The 18,632-nt window shown below is 39.8% G+C and carries 17 protein-coding genes; all 17 read left to right on the top strand.

The genetic code is table 11. The features are described 5' to 3' along the window. Positions 1-208: 208 nt before the first annotated feature. The 17 genes from C406_RS0118290 to lysS all read left to right on the top strand — a co-directional run bounded on the left by C406_RS0118290 (position 209) and on the right by lysS (position 18,414). The gene (locus tag C406_RS0118290) at positions 209-2,626 is read left to right on the top strand and encodes a SpoIIE family protein phosphatase (protein WP_017382107.1); all 2,418 of its coding nucleotides are present in this window, start codon (positions 209-211) and stop codon (positions 2,624-2,626) included. A 30-nt stretch (positions 2,627-2,656) separates the two neighbouring features. Next, entirely contained in the window at positions 2,657-4,069 is a 1,413-nt protein-coding gene (tilS, locus tag C406_RS0118285) for a tRNA lysidine(34) synthetase TilS (protein WP_017382106.1), read from the top strand. Next, on the top strand, positions 4,063-4,605 hold the full coding sequence (gene hpt / locus C406_RS0118280) for a hypoxanthine phosphoribosyltransferase (RefSeq protein WP_017382105.1): 543 nt from the start codon (positions 4,063-4,065) through the stop codon (positions 4,603-4,605). Before tilS ends, hpt begins: the two co-directional genes overlap by 7 nt. A gap of 129 nt (positions 4,606-4,734) precedes the next feature. Further along, a complete protein-coding gene (gene ftsH / locus C406_RS0118275; RefSeq protein ID WP_017382104.1) occupies positions 4,735-6,750 on the top strand; it encodes an ATP-dependent zinc metalloprotease FtsH in 2,016 nt (671 codons plus the stop codon). Between the two features lie 173 nt (positions 6,751-6,923). Then, positions 6,924-7,688 carry a type III pantothenate kinase gene (locus C406_RS0118270; RefSeq protein WP_017382103.1) on the top strand — a complete coding sequence of 255 codons (765 nt, stop codon included), beginning with the start codon at positions 6,924-6,926 and terminating at the stop codon, positions 7,686-7,688. A gap of 16 nt (positions 7,689-7,704) precedes the next feature. Continuing rightward, positions 7,705-8,583, top strand: a complete 879-nt coding sequence (hslO, locus tag C406_RS0118265) for an Hsp33 family molecular chaperone HslO (RefSeq protein WP_017382102.1) — start codon at positions 7,705-7,707, stop codon at positions 8,581-8,583. Then, entirely contained in the window at positions 8,570-9,508 is a 939-nt protein-coding gene (locus C406_RS0118260; protein ID WP_017382101.1) for a peptidyl-prolyl cis-trans isomerase, read from the top strand. The genes hslO and C406_RS0118260 overlap by 14 nt, the downstream gene beginning before the upstream one ends. 293 nt (positions 9,509-9,801) lie before the next feature. Further along, positions 9,802-10,728, top strand: coding sequence for a cysteine synthase A (cysK, locus tag C406_RS0118255; RefSeq protein ID WP_017382100.1), 927 nt, complete (start codon positions 9,802-9,804; stop codon positions 10,726-10,728). A 105-nt stretch (positions 10,729-10,833) separates the two neighbouring features. Continuing rightward, a complete protein-coding gene (locus C406_RS0118250; RefSeq protein ID WP_017382099.1) occupies positions 10,834-12,252 on the top strand; it encodes an anthranilate synthase component I family protein in 1,419 nt (472 codons plus the stop codon). After that, complete coding sequence (gene pabA, locus C406_RS0118245) at positions 12,249-12,842, top strand: aminodeoxychorismate/anthranilate synthase component II (RefSeq protein WP_017382098.1); 594 nt, start codon at positions 12,249-12,251, stop codon at positions 12,840-12,842. Before C406_RS0118250 ends, pabA begins: the two co-directional genes overlap by 4 nt. Further along, on the top strand, positions 12,842-13,693 hold the full coding sequence (gene pabC / locus C406_RS0118240; RefSeq protein ID WP_017382097.1) for an aminodeoxychorismate lyase: 852 nt from the start codon (positions 12,842-12,844) through the stop codon (positions 13,691-13,693). The genes pabA and pabC overlap by 1 nt, the downstream gene beginning before the upstream one ends. A 2-nt stretch (positions 13,694-13,695) precedes the next feature. Continuing rightward, positions 13,696-14,544, top strand: a complete 849-nt coding sequence (gene folP / locus C406_RS0118235) for a dihydropteroate synthase (RefSeq protein ID WP_017382096.1) — start codon at positions 13,696-13,698, stop codon at positions 14,542-14,544. Positions 14,545-14,561: 17 nt separating this feature from the next. Beyond that, on the top strand, positions 14,562-14,930 hold the full coding sequence (folB, locus tag C406_RS0118230; RefSeq protein ID WP_017382095.1) for a dihydroneopterin aldolase: 369 nt from the start codon (positions 14,562-14,564) through the stop codon (positions 14,928-14,930). Then, positions 14,927-15,445: a 2-amino-4-hydroxy-6-hydroxymethyldihydropteridine diphosphokinase gene (gene folK / locus C406_RS0118225; protein WP_017382094.1), complete on the top strand. Its 519-nt coding sequence runs from the start codon at positions 14,927-14,929 to the stop codon at positions 15,443-15,445. Before folB ends, folK begins: the two co-directional genes overlap by 4 nt. Beyond that, positions 15,397-15,606, top strand: a complete 210-nt coding sequence (locus tag C406_RS0118220; RefSeq protein ID WP_017382093.1) for a helix-turn-helix domain-containing protein — start codon at positions 15,397-15,399, stop codon at positions 15,604-15,606. Before folK ends, C406_RS0118220 begins: the two co-directional genes overlap by 49 nt. A 20-nt stretch (positions 15,607-15,626) precedes the next feature. Then, positions 15,627-16,652 (top strand): tRNA dihydrouridine synthase DusB, encoded by a 1,026-nt coding sequence (gene dusB / locus C406_RS0118215; protein ID WP_017382092.1) that lies wholly within the window; start codon positions 15,627-15,629, stop codon positions 16,650-16,652. Between the two features lie 271 nt (positions 16,653-16,923). After that, entirely contained in the window at positions 16,924-18,414 is a 1,491-nt protein-coding gene (gene lysS / locus C406_RS0118210) for a lysine--tRNA ligase (protein ID WP_017382091.1), read from the top strand. Positions 18,415-18,632: the final 218 nt, after the last annotated feature.

The following is an 18,632-nucleotide window of genomic DNA, read 5'->3' as shown; positions in this document are numbered from 1 at the left end:
CTAGCCAGCTGAGCTAGGCCGCCGTTTTTAAAGAACATTTACAATAATACTAGCGTAAACAAAGAGTGTCAAGCTGTCTTTTGAAAATTTATCACGTTTCCTCTGATATTCAGTCGAAATGTTTTTTGATCAAGTTGTCATGAATTGACAAACTTTACACGAATCTTCTCCTATAATAAAAATCATCGTAAGGGAAGGGATTGATTTCATGAAATCTATGACAACTGATAGTGTGAAGAAAATGCCTATTTGGAGCCGTTGGATGATTTGGATAAAGAAAAAGAAATTAAAAATCACGTTATCCTTACTTATTATATTTTTTGCCTTCTTCTTATCAAGAGTCGTGTTATTTGAAGCAGCTGTTCCATTCTTCTTACCTATATGGGCAATTGTGGCAAGGAGGTATCCACGTTATTTGCCGTTCGTTTGGATTGGTGGTCTTAGTGGGAGTTTAACGCTTGGAATTGGACAGACAGTCATTCATGTTTTACTAGTAGGTGGCTATCAAGTAGTAAGTCACCTACTAAAGCAAAAAAAATTCATCCCATTGCAAGTGGCTATTGTAGTCTTGCTTGTCCAAATGGGATGGCAAGCTGTATCTTATGGCGGAGCCATTCCACTGTCTGTATCTTTACTTGTATTGTATGAGAGCGTTCTATCTGCGATTATGACAGTCTTTTTATTTCAATTATTTGTGCCAATGCACGTATTAACGATAGCCAAATGGACGTTTGAACGAATTGGTGCAGCTGTGATGGTGAGTGCTTTAATGTTAACGGGTATGGGTAGTTTGGTATTTGGGGTCATTTCGATTCCTCTAGTGCTCGTTCACCTTGTTGTATTTGGAGCAGTAAGCGTTGGTGGGGTTTTTGTTGGAACTGCAGTTGCCACAATTATGGGGACAATTCTTAGTTTATCTCAACTATCGTTTAGCGGAATGATTGCGGTTTATGCGTTGTCAGGATTATGTGCAGGGTTGTTTCAAAATAAAGGTCGTATTTGGATGGCTATCGGATCTCTTGGCTCAGCGTTATTTTTCACTGTATATGACACAACATTACCGCTGGATAAAGTTTATTTTTATTCACTTACTTGTGCGATGTTAATCTTTTTTATATTACCAACTTCTTGGTTAAACTATGCTCAGAATCAATTGTTCCCAAAACCTACATCCGTACTTTTTAAAAGGCAACAATGGTTAACTGATAAAGTAAATACACAATTATATGATTTTCAACAGTTCGTTGAATTTATTACACAGCTTGTTAATGATCGCTTTCCAACGCAAAAAGAAGTAGCGTCAAGCAGTCGAATGACAGATTATTCAGTATGTGGGACTTGCTTTAGACAAGACAAATGTTGGGGGGTGGAGGATCAAGGTATGTATCCAGTCGTAGAAGAATGGAAAGAGTTAAGAGCTCATACCAAATCAGGTGTTCGCTATCGTTTAAATGACCGGATTCAAGAAAAATGTGTACGTTCTAGCGGGCTTATTGATGCACTTGAAGAACAGTTCGCAAACAATAAACTAGCTGGACATTACGCTCATGGTAAAAAAATGCTAGCGTTCCAACTACGTGACATGAGTCAACATGTGAGTGATCTCATGGCTGATATTAAGCTAAATGAAGCAAATCATGAATCTGAAGAAGAGATAATTTCAAGATGTTTAGATAACGCGAAAATCGCGCATTTTCAAATTGATATGCTTTCAGAAGAACCAGGAGCACGGAAAATTGTTTGTTGTTTGCCTTTAAAACAAGCGGAGTGGGAAACGAACCAAATGATAGGTGAGCGCCTTATTAGTCCTATTCTTCATGAATTATATGATGAACCGTTCGAGATTAGTCGTACTTCTGAAATTCAAGATCCTTTTGCACACGTTCAAATCACGTTCCAATCTGCTGTGAGATTTAAGTATGATTATGGAGTGTTTACAAGGGCCTCCCAGGATACGTTATATTCTGGGGATGCACATAGTGTCATTCCTTTGCATAACGGGCTAGTAGCGTTCGTATTGTCTGATGGGATGGGTCAGAATATGGAAGCCTACCATGAGAGTAGAAAAGTTATTCGCTTGTTGCGTGAATGCTTACAACACCAAATGAACCCAGAAACTGCGATGCATACGCTACATTACGTCATGTCTCTGAAGCATCATTCGGATCTATATGCAACGTTGGATTTAGCGTTACTTGATTTACAACAAGGGAAGTTGTGGTCGTTTAAAGCTGGAAGCATGTCAACATACTTACTCAGAGGGAAAGACAGTGTGAAAATTGATAGTCAAAGCGTGCCTATAGGTTTCTTGCCAACGCTGTCGGTAGATGCAGAAGAACGTATTGTAAAAGATGGGGATATTTTAGTGATGCTATCAGACGGAATATTCTCACCAGATGAGTCCTTAGAAGAACAAGAAGATGAACTCATACGTTTAATGAGAAAGTATGAGTCCTTACCAACTGAATCACTTGCTGAAATATTGGTGTCAGAATTTAATCGAAAATATCCTGCTGCGGAAGATGATCGAACATTAATTGTGGTCAAAGTTAAGCATGCTGTCCCGGAATGGTCACTATTTTCTCCATCATATCGAAATAATTCGCGTGAAAGAATGGTAAAATAGAATATCTAGAGTCAAGGAGGTGACAAGAAGTTGGATTTTCGTAAACAGGTTATGATGTATAGTCAAAAACACCAATTAATAAGTGGTAGGGATCGACTTCTTGTTGCATGTTCAGGGGGCGCAGATTCAATGGCGCTCCTCACCTTTTTAAACCAACAAAAAGATTTTCTTGGTATTGAAATTGGCTGTATTCATGCGAATCATGGTCTTAGAGGTGAAGAATCAGACGAAGATGAACGTTTTGTTGAAGATCTATGCCATAATCTGAACATCAGTTTTCACAGAAAAAAGCTACCTATAAATGACATCCTAATCCGTGAAAATGGAAACTTACAGGATATATGCCGCCGTGAACGTTATCACTTTTTTGAAGAAGTGATGAAAAAAAGCAAATACAATAAGCTCGCTGTAGCTCATCATGCGGATGATCAAGTAGAATCGGTATTAATGGGTTTAACAAGAGGAACTCGAACGAATGGCATGTTATCAAAACGTTCCTTTGGAAACGCTAAGTTAATTCGTCCATTTTTATCTGTCACGAGAAAACAAATCGAACATTATTTGAAACAACAACACATTACATATCGTGAAGATTCAAGTAATAAAAAAGATACATACACGCGGAATCGATTTCGCCATCATATCGTACCTCTTGTCCAAGAAGAAAACCCGAATGTTGCAGCTGCTATAAGTCAATGGACACATCAACAACAGCAAGATGAGCAATTATTGCAGAAACTTACTATGAATGAATATGAGAAAATTATCCTATCAACATCCCTTCATTCACTATCTATTGACATACAACTATTCCAACGCATCGAGATTGCTTTACAAAAAAGGGTCGTTCTACTAATATTAAAGTATCTATATCCAAATGAAAGTTTATGGTTAAGTCATGATCTTATTAATCAAATTCATAGCCAGTGTCTCGAACGTGACGGTTCAAGTGAGATTCATCTTCCAAAAGGGAGAAAAGTGTTCCGTCACTACTCGACGATGCTTTTTTCTTTTGATGAAGCAAACTCATCGCCACTCCTCACCCCAATTATTCTTGTCACTGGGGAATGGGTAGCTGCCGGCTTTAATTTACGGATAAAAGTGTGTAGTCGAGATGATGCGTTTTGTTTTGATGAGGGATGGTATGTAACACTTGAACAAAGCGAGCTACCTATCCGCATGAGGGGTAGACAATCTGGAGATCGATTATTGTTAAAAGGAATGACAGAGTCCAAACGTTTGTCCCGCCTAATGATTGATGAAAAAGTACCGCGGCACATACGTGAAGAGGTTCCAGTGATCGAGACACAACTAGGCGAAATTATTGGTTTGCCAGGAGTTAGACTAGGTTCACGTTTTACCAAACATCCACATGATGGTTGGACGCATAAATTTATGATTGAAAAAGAAACCACTAAGCCCGAGGAGGAATCTATATGTTAGGTAAAGATATTCAAGAAGTATTGATTTCTGAAGAGCAATTACAAATAAAAATCCGGGAATTAGGAGAAGTCTTAACTGTTGATTACAAAGACAAGTTTCCATTGGCGGTTGGTGTACTAAAAGGCGCAATGCCATTTATGTCCGATCTTATGAAACGCATGGATATTTACATGGAAGTTGATTTCATGGACGTTTCAAGTTACGGAAATGCGACAATTTCATCTGGTGAAGTTAAAATTGTGAAGGATTTAAACACAAGCGTCGAAGGTCGCGACGTATTGATTTTAGAGGATATTATCGATAGTGGTTTGACACTTAGTTATTTAGTTGAACTTTTTAAATATCGTAAAGCAAAATCAATTAAAATTGTTACTTTACTCGATAAACCTAGTGGTCGCAAAGTAGATTTACACGTTGACTACATCGGTTTTGAAGTGCCAGATTCATTTGTCGTGGGTTACGGATTAGATTACATGGAGAAATATCGCAATTTGCCTTATGTAGGCGTTTTAAAGAAAGAAGTGTACTCGTTTTAAAACAGTGAACAAAAATGTCACATAAAATCAAGCACTTGGGTATAAAAGACAAGGCTTATCGTTGTACCCTTTTTTCTGCTTATGATAAGATTATCTTTAGTTTTTCTGTATATTTTGAGGAGGTTTGGGATGAATCGAATATTTCGGTACACCATATTTTATTTATTAATTTTCCTTGTGATTATCGGGATCTTTGGCACGTTTAACAGTGAAAAAAACCCAACCAAAGAAATCCGTTATGACGAGTTTATGACTTCATTACAAGGTGACGAAGTTACAGAGTTCTCCATGCAACCAGATTCAAGTGTTTACGTAGTGCGTGGGAAAATGAAGGGTTATAAAGAAGATGAAGAATTCGTCACCAATATTCCGATTGATGACCAAGAACTTTATAACAAAATCAATACTATTGCTGAAGCCAATGTAAAAATTGACTATTTACAAGCACCTCAAACAAGTGGATGGGTGCAATTCTTTACAGGCATAATACCGTTCATTATCATCTTCATCCTGTTCTTCTTCTTATTGAACCAATCTCAGGGTGGCGGAAATAAAGTAATGAGTTTCGGCAAGAGTAAAGCGAAATTATTTGATACTGAAAAGAAAAAAGTTAGCTTTGATGATGTAGCAGGTGCTGACGAAGAGAAACAAGAACTTGTAGAAGTGGTTGAATTCTTAAAAGACCCTCGCAAATTCGATGCAATTGGTGCTCGTATTCCTAAAGGGATTCTTTTAGTTGGTCCTCCAGGTACTGGTAAAACATTGCTTGCTCGTGCTGTTGCGGGCGAATCAGGCGTTCCTTTCTTCTCAATTAGTGGTTCTGACTTTGTGGAAATGTTTGTAGGGGTGGGTGCATCTCGTGTACGTGACCTATTTGAAAACGCAAAGAAAAATGCACCATGTATCATCTTTATTGATGAAATTGATGCAGTTGGTCGTCAACGTGGAGCTGGTCTTGGTGGTGGACACGATGAGCGTGAACAAACCTTGAATCAATTGCTTGTTGAAATGGATGGTTTCGGAGCGAATGAAGGAATTATTATCGTCGCTGCAACAAACCGACCAGATATTCTAGATCCAGCACTTCTTCGTCCAGGACGTTTTGACCGTCAAATTACGGTTGGTCGCCCAGATGTTAAGGGTCGTGAAGCAGTCCTTAAAGTACATGCCCGCAATAAACCTTTGGATGAGCATGTAGATTTAAAAGCTGTCTCACAACGTACACCAGGATTTTCTGGAGCGGATTTAGAGAATCTTCTAAACGAAGCAGCTTTAGTTGCTGCCCGTCGTAATAAGAAGAAAATTGATATGACTGATATCGATGAAGCAACCGACCGCGTAATTGCAGGTCCTGCGAAAACCGGTAAAGTTATATCAGTAAAAGAGCGCAGAATTGTTGCCTATCATGAAGCTGGGCACGTAGTAATAGGTTTAACGCTAGATGACGCAGAGGTTGTTCATAAAGTAACTATTGTTCCTCGTGGCCAAGCAGGCGGTTATGCCGTTATGTTACCAAAAGAAGATCGTTACTTCATGACTAAACCAGAATTACTTGATAAAATTTCTGGTTTACTTGGAGGACGTGTAGCTGAAGATGTTGTCTTCGGTGAAGTGTCAACGGGCGCTCACAATGATTTCCAACGTGCGACTAGCATTGCTAGAAGCATGGTTACGGAATACGGTATGAGTGATAAACTTGGACCTATGCAGTTTGGTTCAGCGCAAGGCGGTAACGTCTTCTTAGGTCGTGACTTTAACTCTGAGCAGAATTATTCAGATGCTATTGCTTACGAAATTGATCAAGAAATGCAACGTATGATTAAAGAGCAGTACGTTCGTACAAAAGAGATTTTGACGGAAAAACTGGATTTACTAGAGTTAATTGCGAATACGCTTCTTGAAGTGGAAACACTGGACGCTGGTCAAATTATGCACTTGAAAGATCATGGTACTTTACCAGTACGTCTTGTTGCTTCTGTAGATGAAGATGAAGCTTCTGACAAAAAAGTAGATGTGGAAACGACAAATGTTGACGCAGTGACACCAGATGTTACGGGCGCAGCAAACGACCCATCAACTGCCGATTTAGTGAAGGAAGAAACGACTGTTGAACCTTCTGGTGAAATTAAGGAAGATCGTAAATAACGTATAAGACATTTAAAGCTGATTGACCTCCGTTGTGGAAGTCAATCAGCTTTTTTTTGCAAGTGGTAATATGGTATGATGACTAACAGAAAAGTGCTGGCGCTAGCAACTAGACAAGAAAAGTATCACAGCAGTGGAGCAATATATTAATAGAATTTGTGAGGTACAAACAAATGATACTCGTTTTAGATACTGGAAATACAAATATTGTGCTGGGTGTTTATCATGAAAACGAACTAATACACCATTGGCGCATGGAAACTGACCGTAATAAAACGGAAGACGAATATGGCATGCAAGTTAAAGCGTTATTTAACCATTCAGGTATCGACTTTAGTCACATTCATAGCATCATCATCTCATCCGTTGTCCCGCCTATTATGTTTTCATTAGAGAGAATGTGTCAAAAATACTTTGGCATTAAACCGCTTGTAGTGGGGCCAGGTGTGAAAACTGGATTAAATATTAAATACGAAAACCCTCGTGAAGTCGGAGCAGATCGAATTGTCAACGCGGTCGCGGCGATAGAAGAATACGGCCCCCCACTAATAGTTGTGGATTTTGGGACGGCTACAACCTATTGTTATATCAATGAAAAAGGCGAATATATGGGAGGCGCAATTGCACCCGGTATCGGCATTTCCACAGAAGCTCTATTTGAGCGAGCATCAAAATTGCCTCGAATTGAATTAACCCAACCAGAAAGTGTTGTTGGCAAGAATACGATTTCAGCTATGCAAGCTGGTATTGTTTATGGGTATGTTGGTCAAGTAGAAGGAATAGTGTCACGTATGAAAGCGCAAAGTAAAGAACAACCTACTGTCATTGCAACGGGTGGGATGGCTAGTTTAATTGCGGCACAAACAACAGTAATTGATACGGTTGATCCATATTTAACTTTAAAAGGACTGCACATAATATACGAACGTAACCAATAAGAAAAGAGGAGAAAAAATGGTGGATTATTTAGTAAGAGCTCTAGCATTTGAAGGTAAAGTGCGTGCGTATGCTGTTCGCACAACGGATACAGTAGGAGAAGCACAGAAACGCCATGCAACTTGGCCAACTGCATCGGCAGCACTCGGTCGCTCGATGACAGCTGGTGTCATGATGGGTGCTATGCTAAAAGGTGAAGATAAAATCACGGTTAAAGTAGAAGGAAATGGACCTATTGGTGCCATTATTGTCGATAGTAATTCAAAAGGTGAAGTACGTGGATATGTTTCAAAACCGCAAACTCACTTTGATTTAAATGAACATGGGAAACTCGATGTGTCTCGAGCAGTTGGAACAGAAGGTATGTTGACAATTGTAAAAGATCTTGGACTTCGTGATTTCTTTACAGGCTCAGTACCGATAGTTTCTGGTGAATTAGGTGAAGACTTTACGTATTATTTTGCGGTTTCTGAGCAAGTGCCTACTTCTGTTGGATTAGGGGTTTTAGTAAATCCGGATAATACAATTTTGGCATCAGGTGGATTTATTATTCAGTTAATGCCAGGAATTGAAGATGAAACGATTTCAATTATTGAAGAAAAACTAAGTTCGACGGAGCCTGTTTCTAAGTTAATGGCAAGGGGGTTAACGCCTGAAGAATTATTACAAGAGATTTTAGGTGCTGAAAACGTCAAATTCCTAGATGAAATGCCCGTATCTTTTGATTGTAATTGTTCAAAAGAGCGATTTGGAACAGCAATTTTAGCGTTAGGTGAAACTGAAATTCAAGAAATGATTGAAGATGACGGTAAAGCTGAAGCTCAATGTCACTTCTGTATGGAAACATATCAATATTCTCAACAAGAATTGGAATCGTTTATCGATGAAATCAAATAATAAAAATTGGCGTCATCTGGTAGAAGATCAACCCAATCAGAAGAGATTGAAAACAAAGCCAGTGCTAATAATTCTTTTTCTTTTGTTACTGGGGAATTCTTTGTGGTTCATTGCTTGGCTAATTCCAAATGAAGCGTCTGGCAGTAGTGAAGAAGTAGCTTCTGTTGAGGGACAGGGAATTACTCGTGAAGACTGGATGGTTGCGATGGAAGAACAGTATGGAAAAGATACACTTCTCGAACTCGTGAATGAAAAAGTAATGGAATCAGCAGCGGGAAAATATAAAATAAAGGTAACAGATAAAGAAATAGATTTGGAACTTGCCTTAATTCGTTCTGCTCAAGATAGTACAGTTACACAAAATCATTCGTTGAAAAAAGATATGCTCCGTCCAAAGATACGTGCACAATTAATTTTAGAAAAAGTGCTAACGAAAGACGTAGTCATTGAAGATGTAGAAATCCAAACATTTTACGATGAAAATAAGTCTCTTTATAACATCCCGACGACATATCAAGCGAGTTTAATAGTCTTGCCGTCTGAATCAGAAGCACAAGAGGTCGTTGAGGAACTTGAAAATGGATCTTCATTTGATGTGTTAGCTCGTGAACGTTCAGTAGATATAGCTTCAGCCAGTCTTGGTGGAAATATTGGATTTATTTCTGAAGGTCAAGAGAACGTAGATTCTTCAGTTGTAACAGCGGTTAGTAAATTAGAGATAGAACAATGGAGTAGTCCAGTTTTACTAACTGACGAACGATACGCTGTCGTTTATCTACAAGACATTGCACAAGGGAAGGCTTTCTCATATGAAGATATGAAGGATCATATTAAACGTGAATTAGCATTGGAGCAACTCCCACAATCCGTTTCCCCTGAAGCGTTTTGGAAAGAATTTGACACCCAATGGTTCTATTCGGAATAATAATGTAAGGTCTGAAGGCTAAAGTCCCTACATCTTGGTACTCCTGCGGTTACTCGTCGCAAAATGAAGTGCTAATAAATTTCGTGACTCCTTCAAGACCCATGTCCTGTGGCCCGAGCGAGCTGTCGTTAGGAACTAGACATATATTTTCATAAAGTTACGTATAATAACCAAGTACTAAGCAGTTTTCTGATTTACTCAGGGAGCTGCTTTTTGTTTGCGAAAAGTCAGAAAAATTGGTAAGATTAAGAAAATAATAACCAATTAAACTACTAGGAATTAGGAGTGATTAAATGGCACGCGTAGGGAATTCGATAGCAGATTTAGTAGGACACACGCCGATTGTGAAATTGAACCGCTTAACCGGACCTGATGATGCAGAGGTTTATTTAAAGTTAGAATTCTTCAATCCAAGCAGTAGTGTAAAAGATCGTATTGCTCTTTCAATGATTGAAGCGGGTGAACGAGAAGGTAAGTTAAAACTAGGTGATACGATTATTGAACCAACTAGCGGTAACACAGGTATTGGTCTTGCAATGATTGCTGCAGCTAAAGGTTATAAATCGGTACTTGTTATGCCTGAAACAATGAGTATGGAGAGACGCAATTTATTACGTGCATACGGTGCGGACTTAGTGTTGACGCCAGGTCCAGACGGGATGAAGGGTGCGATTGCCAAAGCAACTGAACTCGCTGAAGAAAACGGTTGGTTTATGCCACAGCAATTCAACAACTTAGCAAATCCAGAAGTACACCGTTTAACAACGGGTCCGGAAATTGTAGAAGCGATGGATCAGTTAGATGCTTTCATATCAGGAATTGGCACAGGTGGAACAATAACAGGCGCGGGCGAAGTATTGAAAAACAACTTCCCGGGTATTGAAATAGTGGCAGTTGAGCCAAAAGATTCGGCCATTTTATCAGGTGGTCAGCCGGGGCCTCATAAAATTCAAGGAATTGGTGCAGGTTTTGTGCCTGAAGTCTTGAATACCGAAGTTTACGATAGCATCATTCAAGTTTCAAACGAAGATGCATATGAAGCAGCGCGCAAAACAGCACGTGAAGAAGGTATTTTAGGTGGTGTTTCTTCTGGTGCAGCTGTATATGCTGCCTTAGAAGTAGCGCGCAGACTAGGTAAAGGTAAAAAAGTTTTAGCCATTCTCCCTTCAAATGGAGAACGTTATTTAAGCACACCCTTATACCAGTTTGACGAAAAATAATAATGAATCGAGAAAGAGAGCGGAGACGTTCTCTTTTTTTGTGGCGTTTAACTAGTCATTCGCGATAAGATAAAAGCAATACTGTTTTTCAGGGGGAGACCGAACATGCGTAATGTTCAATTACATACATCAACGACTGCATTTAATAAAGATGAATTTTATTATGCTTATAAAGAATTAACACAAAATGAAGCACACCATATATTGATGGAAAGTGGCCGCGGAGGACAATTTAGTGTAGCAGCTTGGAACCCGTTAGCCGTGATAGAATCAACTGTAAAGGGATTATGTATTAAATGGCGTGATGGGAAAGTGGAAGAACGCCACGGAGAAGCATTACAATTAGTCGAAGAATTAGTAGCGGAGTTTCAATTTGCGCATATTGCCGATTTGCCAGATTTTCAAGGGGGAGCTGCCGGCTTCATTACTTACGACTACGCTCGCCAAATCGAAGTATTGCCAAATGATACAGAAGATGATTTGCACATTCCTGACTTGTTCTTTTATTTGCTCGATCAATGGGCGGTTTTAGATATAGAGAAAGAAGTAGTGCACTTCATGCATATTTCGACAGTTGAAGTTGATTTACAGGCACAGAGTGAAAAATGGCAACAAGCAGCTAAGAAAGGTTTAGTGTCTCGACTATTTTCATCAGGTGGTGCAACAGAAATACGTGAAGACCATGCAAAAGCATATGTCTCGATGACTGGACCTGATTTTGAAGAAGCTGTGCGACGTGTTCAAACGTATATTACTCAAGGTGATGTGTTTCAAGTGAACTTATCGGTACGGCAATCCAAAGAGTTATCGGTTTCACCGGTGACGTATTATGAAGCATTGCGATCGTTTAATCCTTCGCCGTACATGGCATTTATCCAATCACCAGAATTTGCAGTTGTATCAGGGTCACCAGAATTATTAGTGAAGAAAAAAGGCGATGAACTGTCGACAAGGCCACTAGCTGGTACACGTCCTCGTGGAAAAGATGAGGCACAAGATGCGCTACTTGCAAAAGACTTAATTGATAATGAAAAAGAACGTGCTGAACATGTTATGTTGGTTGATTTAGAGCGCAATGATTTAGGGCGGGTCTCTGCGTATGGCTCAGTTGAAGTGAATGAATTCATGGTTATTGAAAAATATTCGCATGTGATGCATATTGTGTCGAACGTTAGAGGAACACTAGCTGCAAATACGTCGAACACTGAAGTCATTCGCGCAGTATTTCCTGGGGGAACGATTACAGGAGCACCGAAAATCCGGACAATGGAAATTATTGAAGAACTTGAACCGGTCAGACGTGGTTTATATACAGGTTCTATCGGTTGGCTCGGTTACACAGGTGATTTGGAATTCAATATCGTCATTCGTACAGCTTTTGTAAAAGACGGGATCGCACATATTCAAGCAGGAGCGGGTATTGTTATTGACTCCGGTCCGGAAAATGAGTACATCGAATCTTTAAATAAAGCAAAAGCACTGTGGCAAGCAAAATCAATGGCGGAGGGAGTGGGGAACAAATGATTTTAATGATCGATAACTATGATTCATTTACCTATAATTTAGTTCAGTATTTTGGGGAACTTGGAAAAGACTTAGTTGTTAAGCGTAATGATGAATTGACGATTGATGGTATTGAATCGTTAAAACCTGAAATGATTGTTGTTTCTCCAGGACCTTGTACGCCGAATGATGCAGGCATCAGCCTAAATGTTATTACTCACTTTGCTGGAAAGATTCCGATTTTCGGTGTGTGTCTGGGTCATCAATCGATTGGACAAGCATTCGGTGGGAACGTCATTCGTGCGGAGCGCTTAATGCATGGCAAAACATCGCCTGTTCATCACGATGGAAAAGGTGTAAATACTGGAATGCCAAATCCATTTCAAGCAACTCGTTATCATTCGTTAATTGTTGAAAAAGAATCGTTTCCCGATTGTTTAGAAGTAACATCGTGGACGGCAGAAGGTGAGATTATGGGTCTTCGTCATCGTGAGTTTGCCATTGAAGGCGTTCAGTATCATCCTGAATCAATCATGACTGAAGAAGGCAAACAGTTACTCCGTAATTTTATTCAGACGTATTGCCAGCCGGCGAAGAAGCAGGAAGCGTAATGTGGGCTTGGATGAACGGGGAGTTTGTGAAAGCAGATGAGCTGCGTATCTCACCTTTTGACCATGGCTTTTTATATGGTTTAGGTTTCTTTGAAACGTTCCGTACGTATGAAGGACAGCTTTTTTTAATTGAAGAGCACGTAGAACGCTTACAAAAGGCTCTCGATGAATTTCGAATTGAAGTCAAATTAGATGTAGAAATGCTCGTAGAGATTATAGATGAATTAAATGTACGATGTGTTGGAACAGACGGGTACTTTCGTTTAAACGTTTCAGCAGGTGTGCATGATATAGGTTTAGCACCCGCCGTTTACGAGAATCCTACCATCATCTTGTTTCGAAAAGAGTTGCCTCCGTTGATACGTGGGAAAGAAAAAACGGCCAAATGGTTGAACACTCGACGCAATACACCTGAAAGTGAAGAGCGCCATAAATCACATCATTATGCAAATAACGTACGCGCTCGATTAGAGCTACCGTCACTCGCTGTTCAAGAAGGATTCTTTTTGACAAGAGATGGACATGTTGCGGAAGGCATTACTTCAAATATATTTTGGGTTCAAGAAGACGTATTGTATACACCTTCACTAGAAACGGGAATATTAGCTGGAATTACCCGTGACTGGGTGTTGAAAAATGCCGATAAACTTGGCATACGTGTAGTAGAGGGATTATTTACTCCCGACAAGCTAGAAGCTGCCGAAGAAGTATTTGTGACGAATGCCGTACAAGAGTTGGTACCCATTCTTCAACTTGGATCGAGTCGGTTCGCCGGAAGAAATGGAATGCTTTACACAAAGTTACACGAACTTTATGTGAACCAAGTGGAACAGACAAGCAAGGAGCGATAAAGATGAATTTAACACACTACACAAAACCGTTCGAGGTGAATGGAACGGTTTTTGATTTTCATAATGAAACCATTGTTATGGGGATATTAAATGTGACGCCTGACTCATTCTCCGATGGCGGCCGCTATGACGCTGTAGAAGCGGCAGTCATTCATGCAAAGCAAATGGTTGCTGATGGCGCGAAAATAATTGATGTCGGGGGAGAATCAACTCGGCCAGGGCACGCTGCTGTAGGTCTTGAAGAAGAACTGTCGCGTGTCATTCCGGTTATACAGGCTCTATCTAGAGAACTCGACGTTGCTATATCAATTGATACATATAAAGCGAAAGTGGCGGAAGCTGCCATTCAAGCTGGTGCTCATATCATTAATGATGTTTGGGGAGCCAAGCGGGAACCTGCTATAGCTGAAGTGGCGGCAAGACTCGGTGTTCCAATTTTATTGATGCATAATCGTGATAACAAGGATTACGCTGATTTCTTGCCTGACGTTATCAAGGATTTAGAAGAAAGTGTCCAAATTGCTAAAGACGCAGGAGTTCCAAACCATCATATTTGGCTAGATCCAGGTATTGGATTTGCTAAAACGACACAACAAAATATTTTAATGATGCAACATTTACAAGATGTTGTGGACATGGGTTACCCGGTATTACTAGGAACATCTCGCAAGTCTACGATTGGCAAAGTCTTAAATTTGCCGGTTGAGGAACGTTTAGAAGGAACAGCAGCAACGGTTTCCTTTGGTATCATGCATGGATGTCACATGATGCGAGTACATGATGTAAAAGAAATTGTTCGTACTGTTCGAATGATGGATGTGTTGGTTGGTAAACAACTATATATAGAATGATAAGAGGGGTGAATTAAATGGATTATATTCATGTGAACGAAATGGAATTCTGGGGAAATCATGGAGTGTTTGCTGAAGAAACAAAACTTGGCCAACGATTCCGCGTTACGCTTTCGCTAGCTGTTGATTTGCAAGAAGCTGGTCAAACGGATGATTTAGAAAAAACCGTTAACTATGCAGAGGCGTTCTTCATTTGCCAAAAGATTGTTGAAACGAATCCTGCGAAATTAGTTGAAACTGTTGCGGAACGTATCGCAACGGAAATTTTAACGAAGTTCAAAGGTCGTGTTAAGGGCTGTAAAGTGATGGTAATTAAACCAGACCCTCCAATTCCGGGCCATTATCGTTCAATTGCTGTTGAAATTACAAGAGGTGAGTTTGTGTGAACACGGCATATCTTTCATTAGGTTCAAATCTAGGGAATCGTTATGAGATGTTGCAGGATGCCATACAAATCTTGCGACAACAGAAGGGTTTAGAAGTATCACGCCTGTCATCAATTTATGAGACTGACCCTGTTGGATACACTGAACAAGCTACCTTTTTAAATATGGTCGTTGAAATAAAAAGTGAATTGTGCGCAGAAGAAATCCTTTTTATTTGCTTAGAAACTGAGCAGACTTTAGGACGGATTCGTGAATTCCGCTGGGGTCCAAGGTGTATAGACCTTGACATTTTACTCTTTAATGACGAAAATATAGAGTTAGAGAAACTTACTGTCCCTCATCCGCGAATGCATGAGCGAGGATTTGTACTCTTTCCGTTAATTGAATTAGTACCTGATGGTGTTCATCCATTAACAGGCGTGCCTTTTTGCGAGTATGCTGAAGGTCAGAAAGAAGGCGTGCACATATGGAAAACATTCGATGGGGTCGACGCATTCGGGCGTTCAGAAAACTAAAAGCGATCAAGCAAATCGATTTAGCCAAACAAATTGGTATGTCGACATCGGTTTTAGGGCAAATTGAGCGCGGAACTCGAGAACCAACAATAGAACAACTAGAAACAATAGCATCCGTGCTTAATATAGAAGTGGAAGAGTTAATGGGTGGAACGAATTAATAAGAATAGGAGGGGCCACAATGACAAAGATGAGCGATAAGCCATTTCAAATTGGTAAACATGTGATGGATAACCGTGTTGTTTTAGCGCCAATGGCTGGTATTTGCAACTCGGCATTCCGTTTGACTGTCAAAGAGTTTGGTTCAGGTCTAGTATACGCTGAGATGATTAGTGATAAAGGAATTGTTCACAAAAACGAAAGAACAATGAACATGCTATATATTGACGAGCGTGAAAATCCGTTATCATTACAAATCTTTGGTGGCGATAAAGCCACATTAGTTGAAGCTGCAAAATACGTGGACCAAAATACAGAAGCGGATATTATTGATATCAATATGGGGTGCCCAGTTTCGAAAATCATTAAATGTGAAGCGGGAGCGAAGTTATTACTCGACCCTGAAAAGATTTATGAAATGGTTGCGGCTGTAGTCGACAACGTAAAAAAACCAGTAACGGTGAAAATGCGTACAGGTTGGGACTTGGATCATTTATACGCAGTTCAAAATGCGCAAGCAGTTGAACGTGCCGGTGGATCAGCGGTTGCTGTTCATGGCCGCACACGTGTCCAAATGTATGAAGGTAAAGCTGATTGGGATATCATTCGTCAAGTGAAAGAAAACGTCAACATTCCGGTAATCGGTAATGGGGATATCGAGACTCCTCAAGATGCCAAGCGTATGCTAGAGGAAACAGGCGTTGATGGTGTAATGATTGGTCGAGCGGCGTTAGGTGACCCGTGGATGATTTATCGTACGGTCCAATACCTGGAGTCTGGTGAATTAAAACCACAACCAACTGTTCGTGAGAAGATGGATGTGTGTTTACTTCACTTCGAACGTTTAGTTGCACTTAAGGGTGAACACATTGCTGTTAGAGAAATGCGCAAACATGCTTCGTGGTATTTAAAAGGCATCCGTGGAAACGGAATAGCACGTAACTTGATTAATCAAACTGAATCCGTAATAGAATTACGCGCATTCATAAACGACTTTGCAGACGAGCAAATGGCTTTAGATGGTCAACTTGAAACAAGTGTTATGTAATACATGTGGAAAGAGCTGTCACTCTTGTGATAGCTCTTTTATATATAGAAGAAACTTTTCAGAATTATAGAAATTCGTGTGTATTAATTCGAAATATGCGATAAGACGTGAAGACGATTGTGAAATTGTGTACAATAGGTTCAATATGAATGGATAGCTTTGATGAAAAAAATGTGTTTTTGATTTTCATTATCAAAAATAAACGAGTTCTTCTTTGTTGTTCGTTAAATGGTTATACGGAGCTATCACAAGAAAAAGGAGTGAAATAAATATGTCTCATTTAGATGAATTAAACGATCAACTTTTGGTGAGACGCCAAAAGATGACATCAATAAGCGAAAGTGGACTCGATCCATTTGGTGGGCGTTTTGAACGTTCGCATTTATCAGATGGAATTCATTCAGAGTTTGAGCAATTTTCAAAAGAACAGTTGGATGAAGCACCTCACGAAGTAACGATTGCTGGAAGAATTATGACGAAGCGTGGAAAAGGTAAAGCTGGTTTTGCACATCTTCAAGACTTCGGAGGTCAAGTCCAAATTTATGTTCGTAAAGATGCAATTGGCGATGACGCTTACCATTTGTTTACTACCGCTGATTTAGGTGATATCGTCGGCATTCGAGGAAATGTTTTCCGTACACAAGTAGGAGAGCTTTCGGTTAAAGCGATTGAATTTACATTCTTAACAAAATCACTACGTCCGATGCCAGAAAAATTCCATGGCTTAAAAGATGTTGAACAACGTTACCGTCAACGCTACCTTGACTTGATATCAAGTCAAGAAAGCAAAAATACATTTATTACTCGTAGCCGTATTATTCAATCGATGCGTCGCTATTTAGATGGACAAGGTTTCTTAGAAGTGGAAACACCATTGATGCATGCAATCGCAGGTGGAGCAGCCGCTCGTCCATTTATCACACACCACAATGCATTAGACATGACATTATATATGCGTATTGCAATCGAACTACATTTGAAACGATTAATCGTTGGGGGGCTTGAAAAAGTATATGAAATAGGACGGGTGTTCCGAAACGAAGGAATCTCGACTAGACATAACCCTGAATTTACAATGCTTGAGTTATATGAAGCATATGCAGATTATAATGACATCATGGAGTTAACCGAGAACGTAATCGCACACATCGCACAAGATGTACTTGGAACGACGAAAGTGATGTACGGAGAAGATGAGATCGATTTAACTCCTGGCTGGAAACGTCTACACATGGTTGATGCAGTCAAAGAAGCAACTGGCGCTGATTTCTGGGTAGAGATGACGAAAGAACAAGCTCACGCTTTAGCAAATGAGCATGGTGTAGATATTAAACCTTCTATGGAAGCGGGACATGTTCTTAATGAATTCTTTGAACAAAAAGTCGAAGAGTCATTAGTTCAACCTACATTCATTTATGGTCACCCGGTGGAGATTTCACCATTGGCTAAGAAAAATCCCGATGACGGTCGCTTTACAGATCGCTTCGAGTTGTTCATCGTTCGTCGTGAACATGCAAATGCCTTCACTGAATTAAACGATCCGATTGACCAACGCGAACGATTCGAAGCGCAACTCGTTGAAAAAGAAGCGGGTAATGATGAAGCACATGAAATGGATGAGGACTTTATCGAAGCGCTTGAATATGGTATGCCGCCAACAGGGGGACTAGGTATCGGAATTGATCGTGTAATTATGTTGTTAACCAACTCACCGTCGATTCGTGATGTACTGCTATTCCCGCAATTGCGTCACCGTGACTAAGGTATTTAGAGAAAGCTAGAAGCAATTCTAGCTTTCTCTTTTTTATTTCAAGAAAAGACTTGCGTCTACCTGTAGATGGTGGTATATTAATCAAGTTGCTAATTTAAGTGCAACGCGGTAAATAAAAAAAGCAAAACTTTTTGTTGACATGACAACGAGAATTTGTTAAGATATAAAAGTCGCCAAAACAAGCGGCACAATAATGAACCTTGAAAACT

This window comes from Paenisporosarcina sp. TG-14, assembly GCF_000297555.1.
Taxonomy (GTDB): Bacteria; Bacillota; Bacilli; order Bacillales_A; family Planococcaceae; genus Paenisporosarcina; species Paenisporosarcina antarctica.
The sequence above is the reverse complement of the archived record's forward strand: the minus strand, read 5'-3'. Positions and strand labels throughout refer to the sequence as shown.

Excerpts from the sequence above, each read along its gene's own strand:
- C406_RS0118290 (WP_017382107.1), top strand. The coding sequence starts at position 209 with ATGAAATCTATGACAACTGATAGTGTGAAGAAAATGCCTATTTGGAGC.
- hpt (WP_017382105.1), top strand. The coding sequence starts at position 4,063 with ATGTTAGGTAAAGATATTCAAGAAGTATTGATTTCTGAAGAGCAATTA.
- ftsH (WP_017382104.1), top strand. The coding sequence starts at position 4,735 with ATGAATCGAATATTTCGGTACACCATATTTTATTTATTAATTTTCCTT.
- C406_RS0118270 (WP_017382103.1), top strand. The coding sequence starts at position 6,924 with ATGATACTCGTTTTAGATACTGGAAATACAAATATTGTGCTGGGTGTT.
- hslO (WP_017382102.1), top strand. The coding sequence starts at position 7,705 with ATGGTGGATTATTTAGTAAGAGCTCTAGCATTTGAAGGTAAAGTGCGT.
- C406_RS0118260 (WP_017382101.1), top strand. The coding sequence starts at position 8,570 with ATGAAATCAAATAATAAAAATTGGCGTCATCTGGTAGAAGATCAACCC.
- cysK (WP_017382100.1), top strand. The coding sequence starts at position 9,802 with ATGGCACGCGTAGGGAATTCGATAGCAGATTTAGTAGGACACACGCCG.
- C406_RS0118250 (WP_017382099.1), top strand. The coding sequence starts at position 10,834 with ATGCGTAATGTTCAATTACATACATCAACGACTGCATTTAATAAAGAT.
- pabA (WP_017382098.1), top strand. The coding sequence starts at position 12,249 with ATGATTTTAATGATCGATAACTATGATTCATTTACCTATAATTTAGTT.
- pabC (WP_017382097.1), top strand. The coding sequence starts at position 12,842 with ATGTGGGCTTGGATGAACGGGGAGTTTGTGAAAGCAGATGAGCTGCGT.
- folP (WP_017382096.1), top strand. The coding sequence starts at position 13,696 with ATGAATTTAACACACTACACAAAACCGTTCGAGGTGAATGGAACGGTT.
- folB (WP_017382095.1), top strand. The coding sequence starts at position 14,562 with ATGGATTATATTCATGTGAACGAAATGGAATTCTGGGGAAATCATGGA.
- C406_RS0118220 (WP_017382093.1), top strand. The coding sequence starts at position 15,397 with ATGGAAAACATTCGATGGGGTCGACGCATTCGGGCGTTCAGAAAACTA.
- dusB (WP_017382092.1), top strand. The coding sequence starts at position 15,627 with ATGACAAAGATGAGCGATAAGCCATTTCAAATTGGTAAACATGTGATG.
- lysS (WP_017382091.1), top strand. The coding sequence starts at position 16,924 with ATGTCTCATTTAGATGAATTAAACGATCAACTTTTGGTGAGACGCCAA.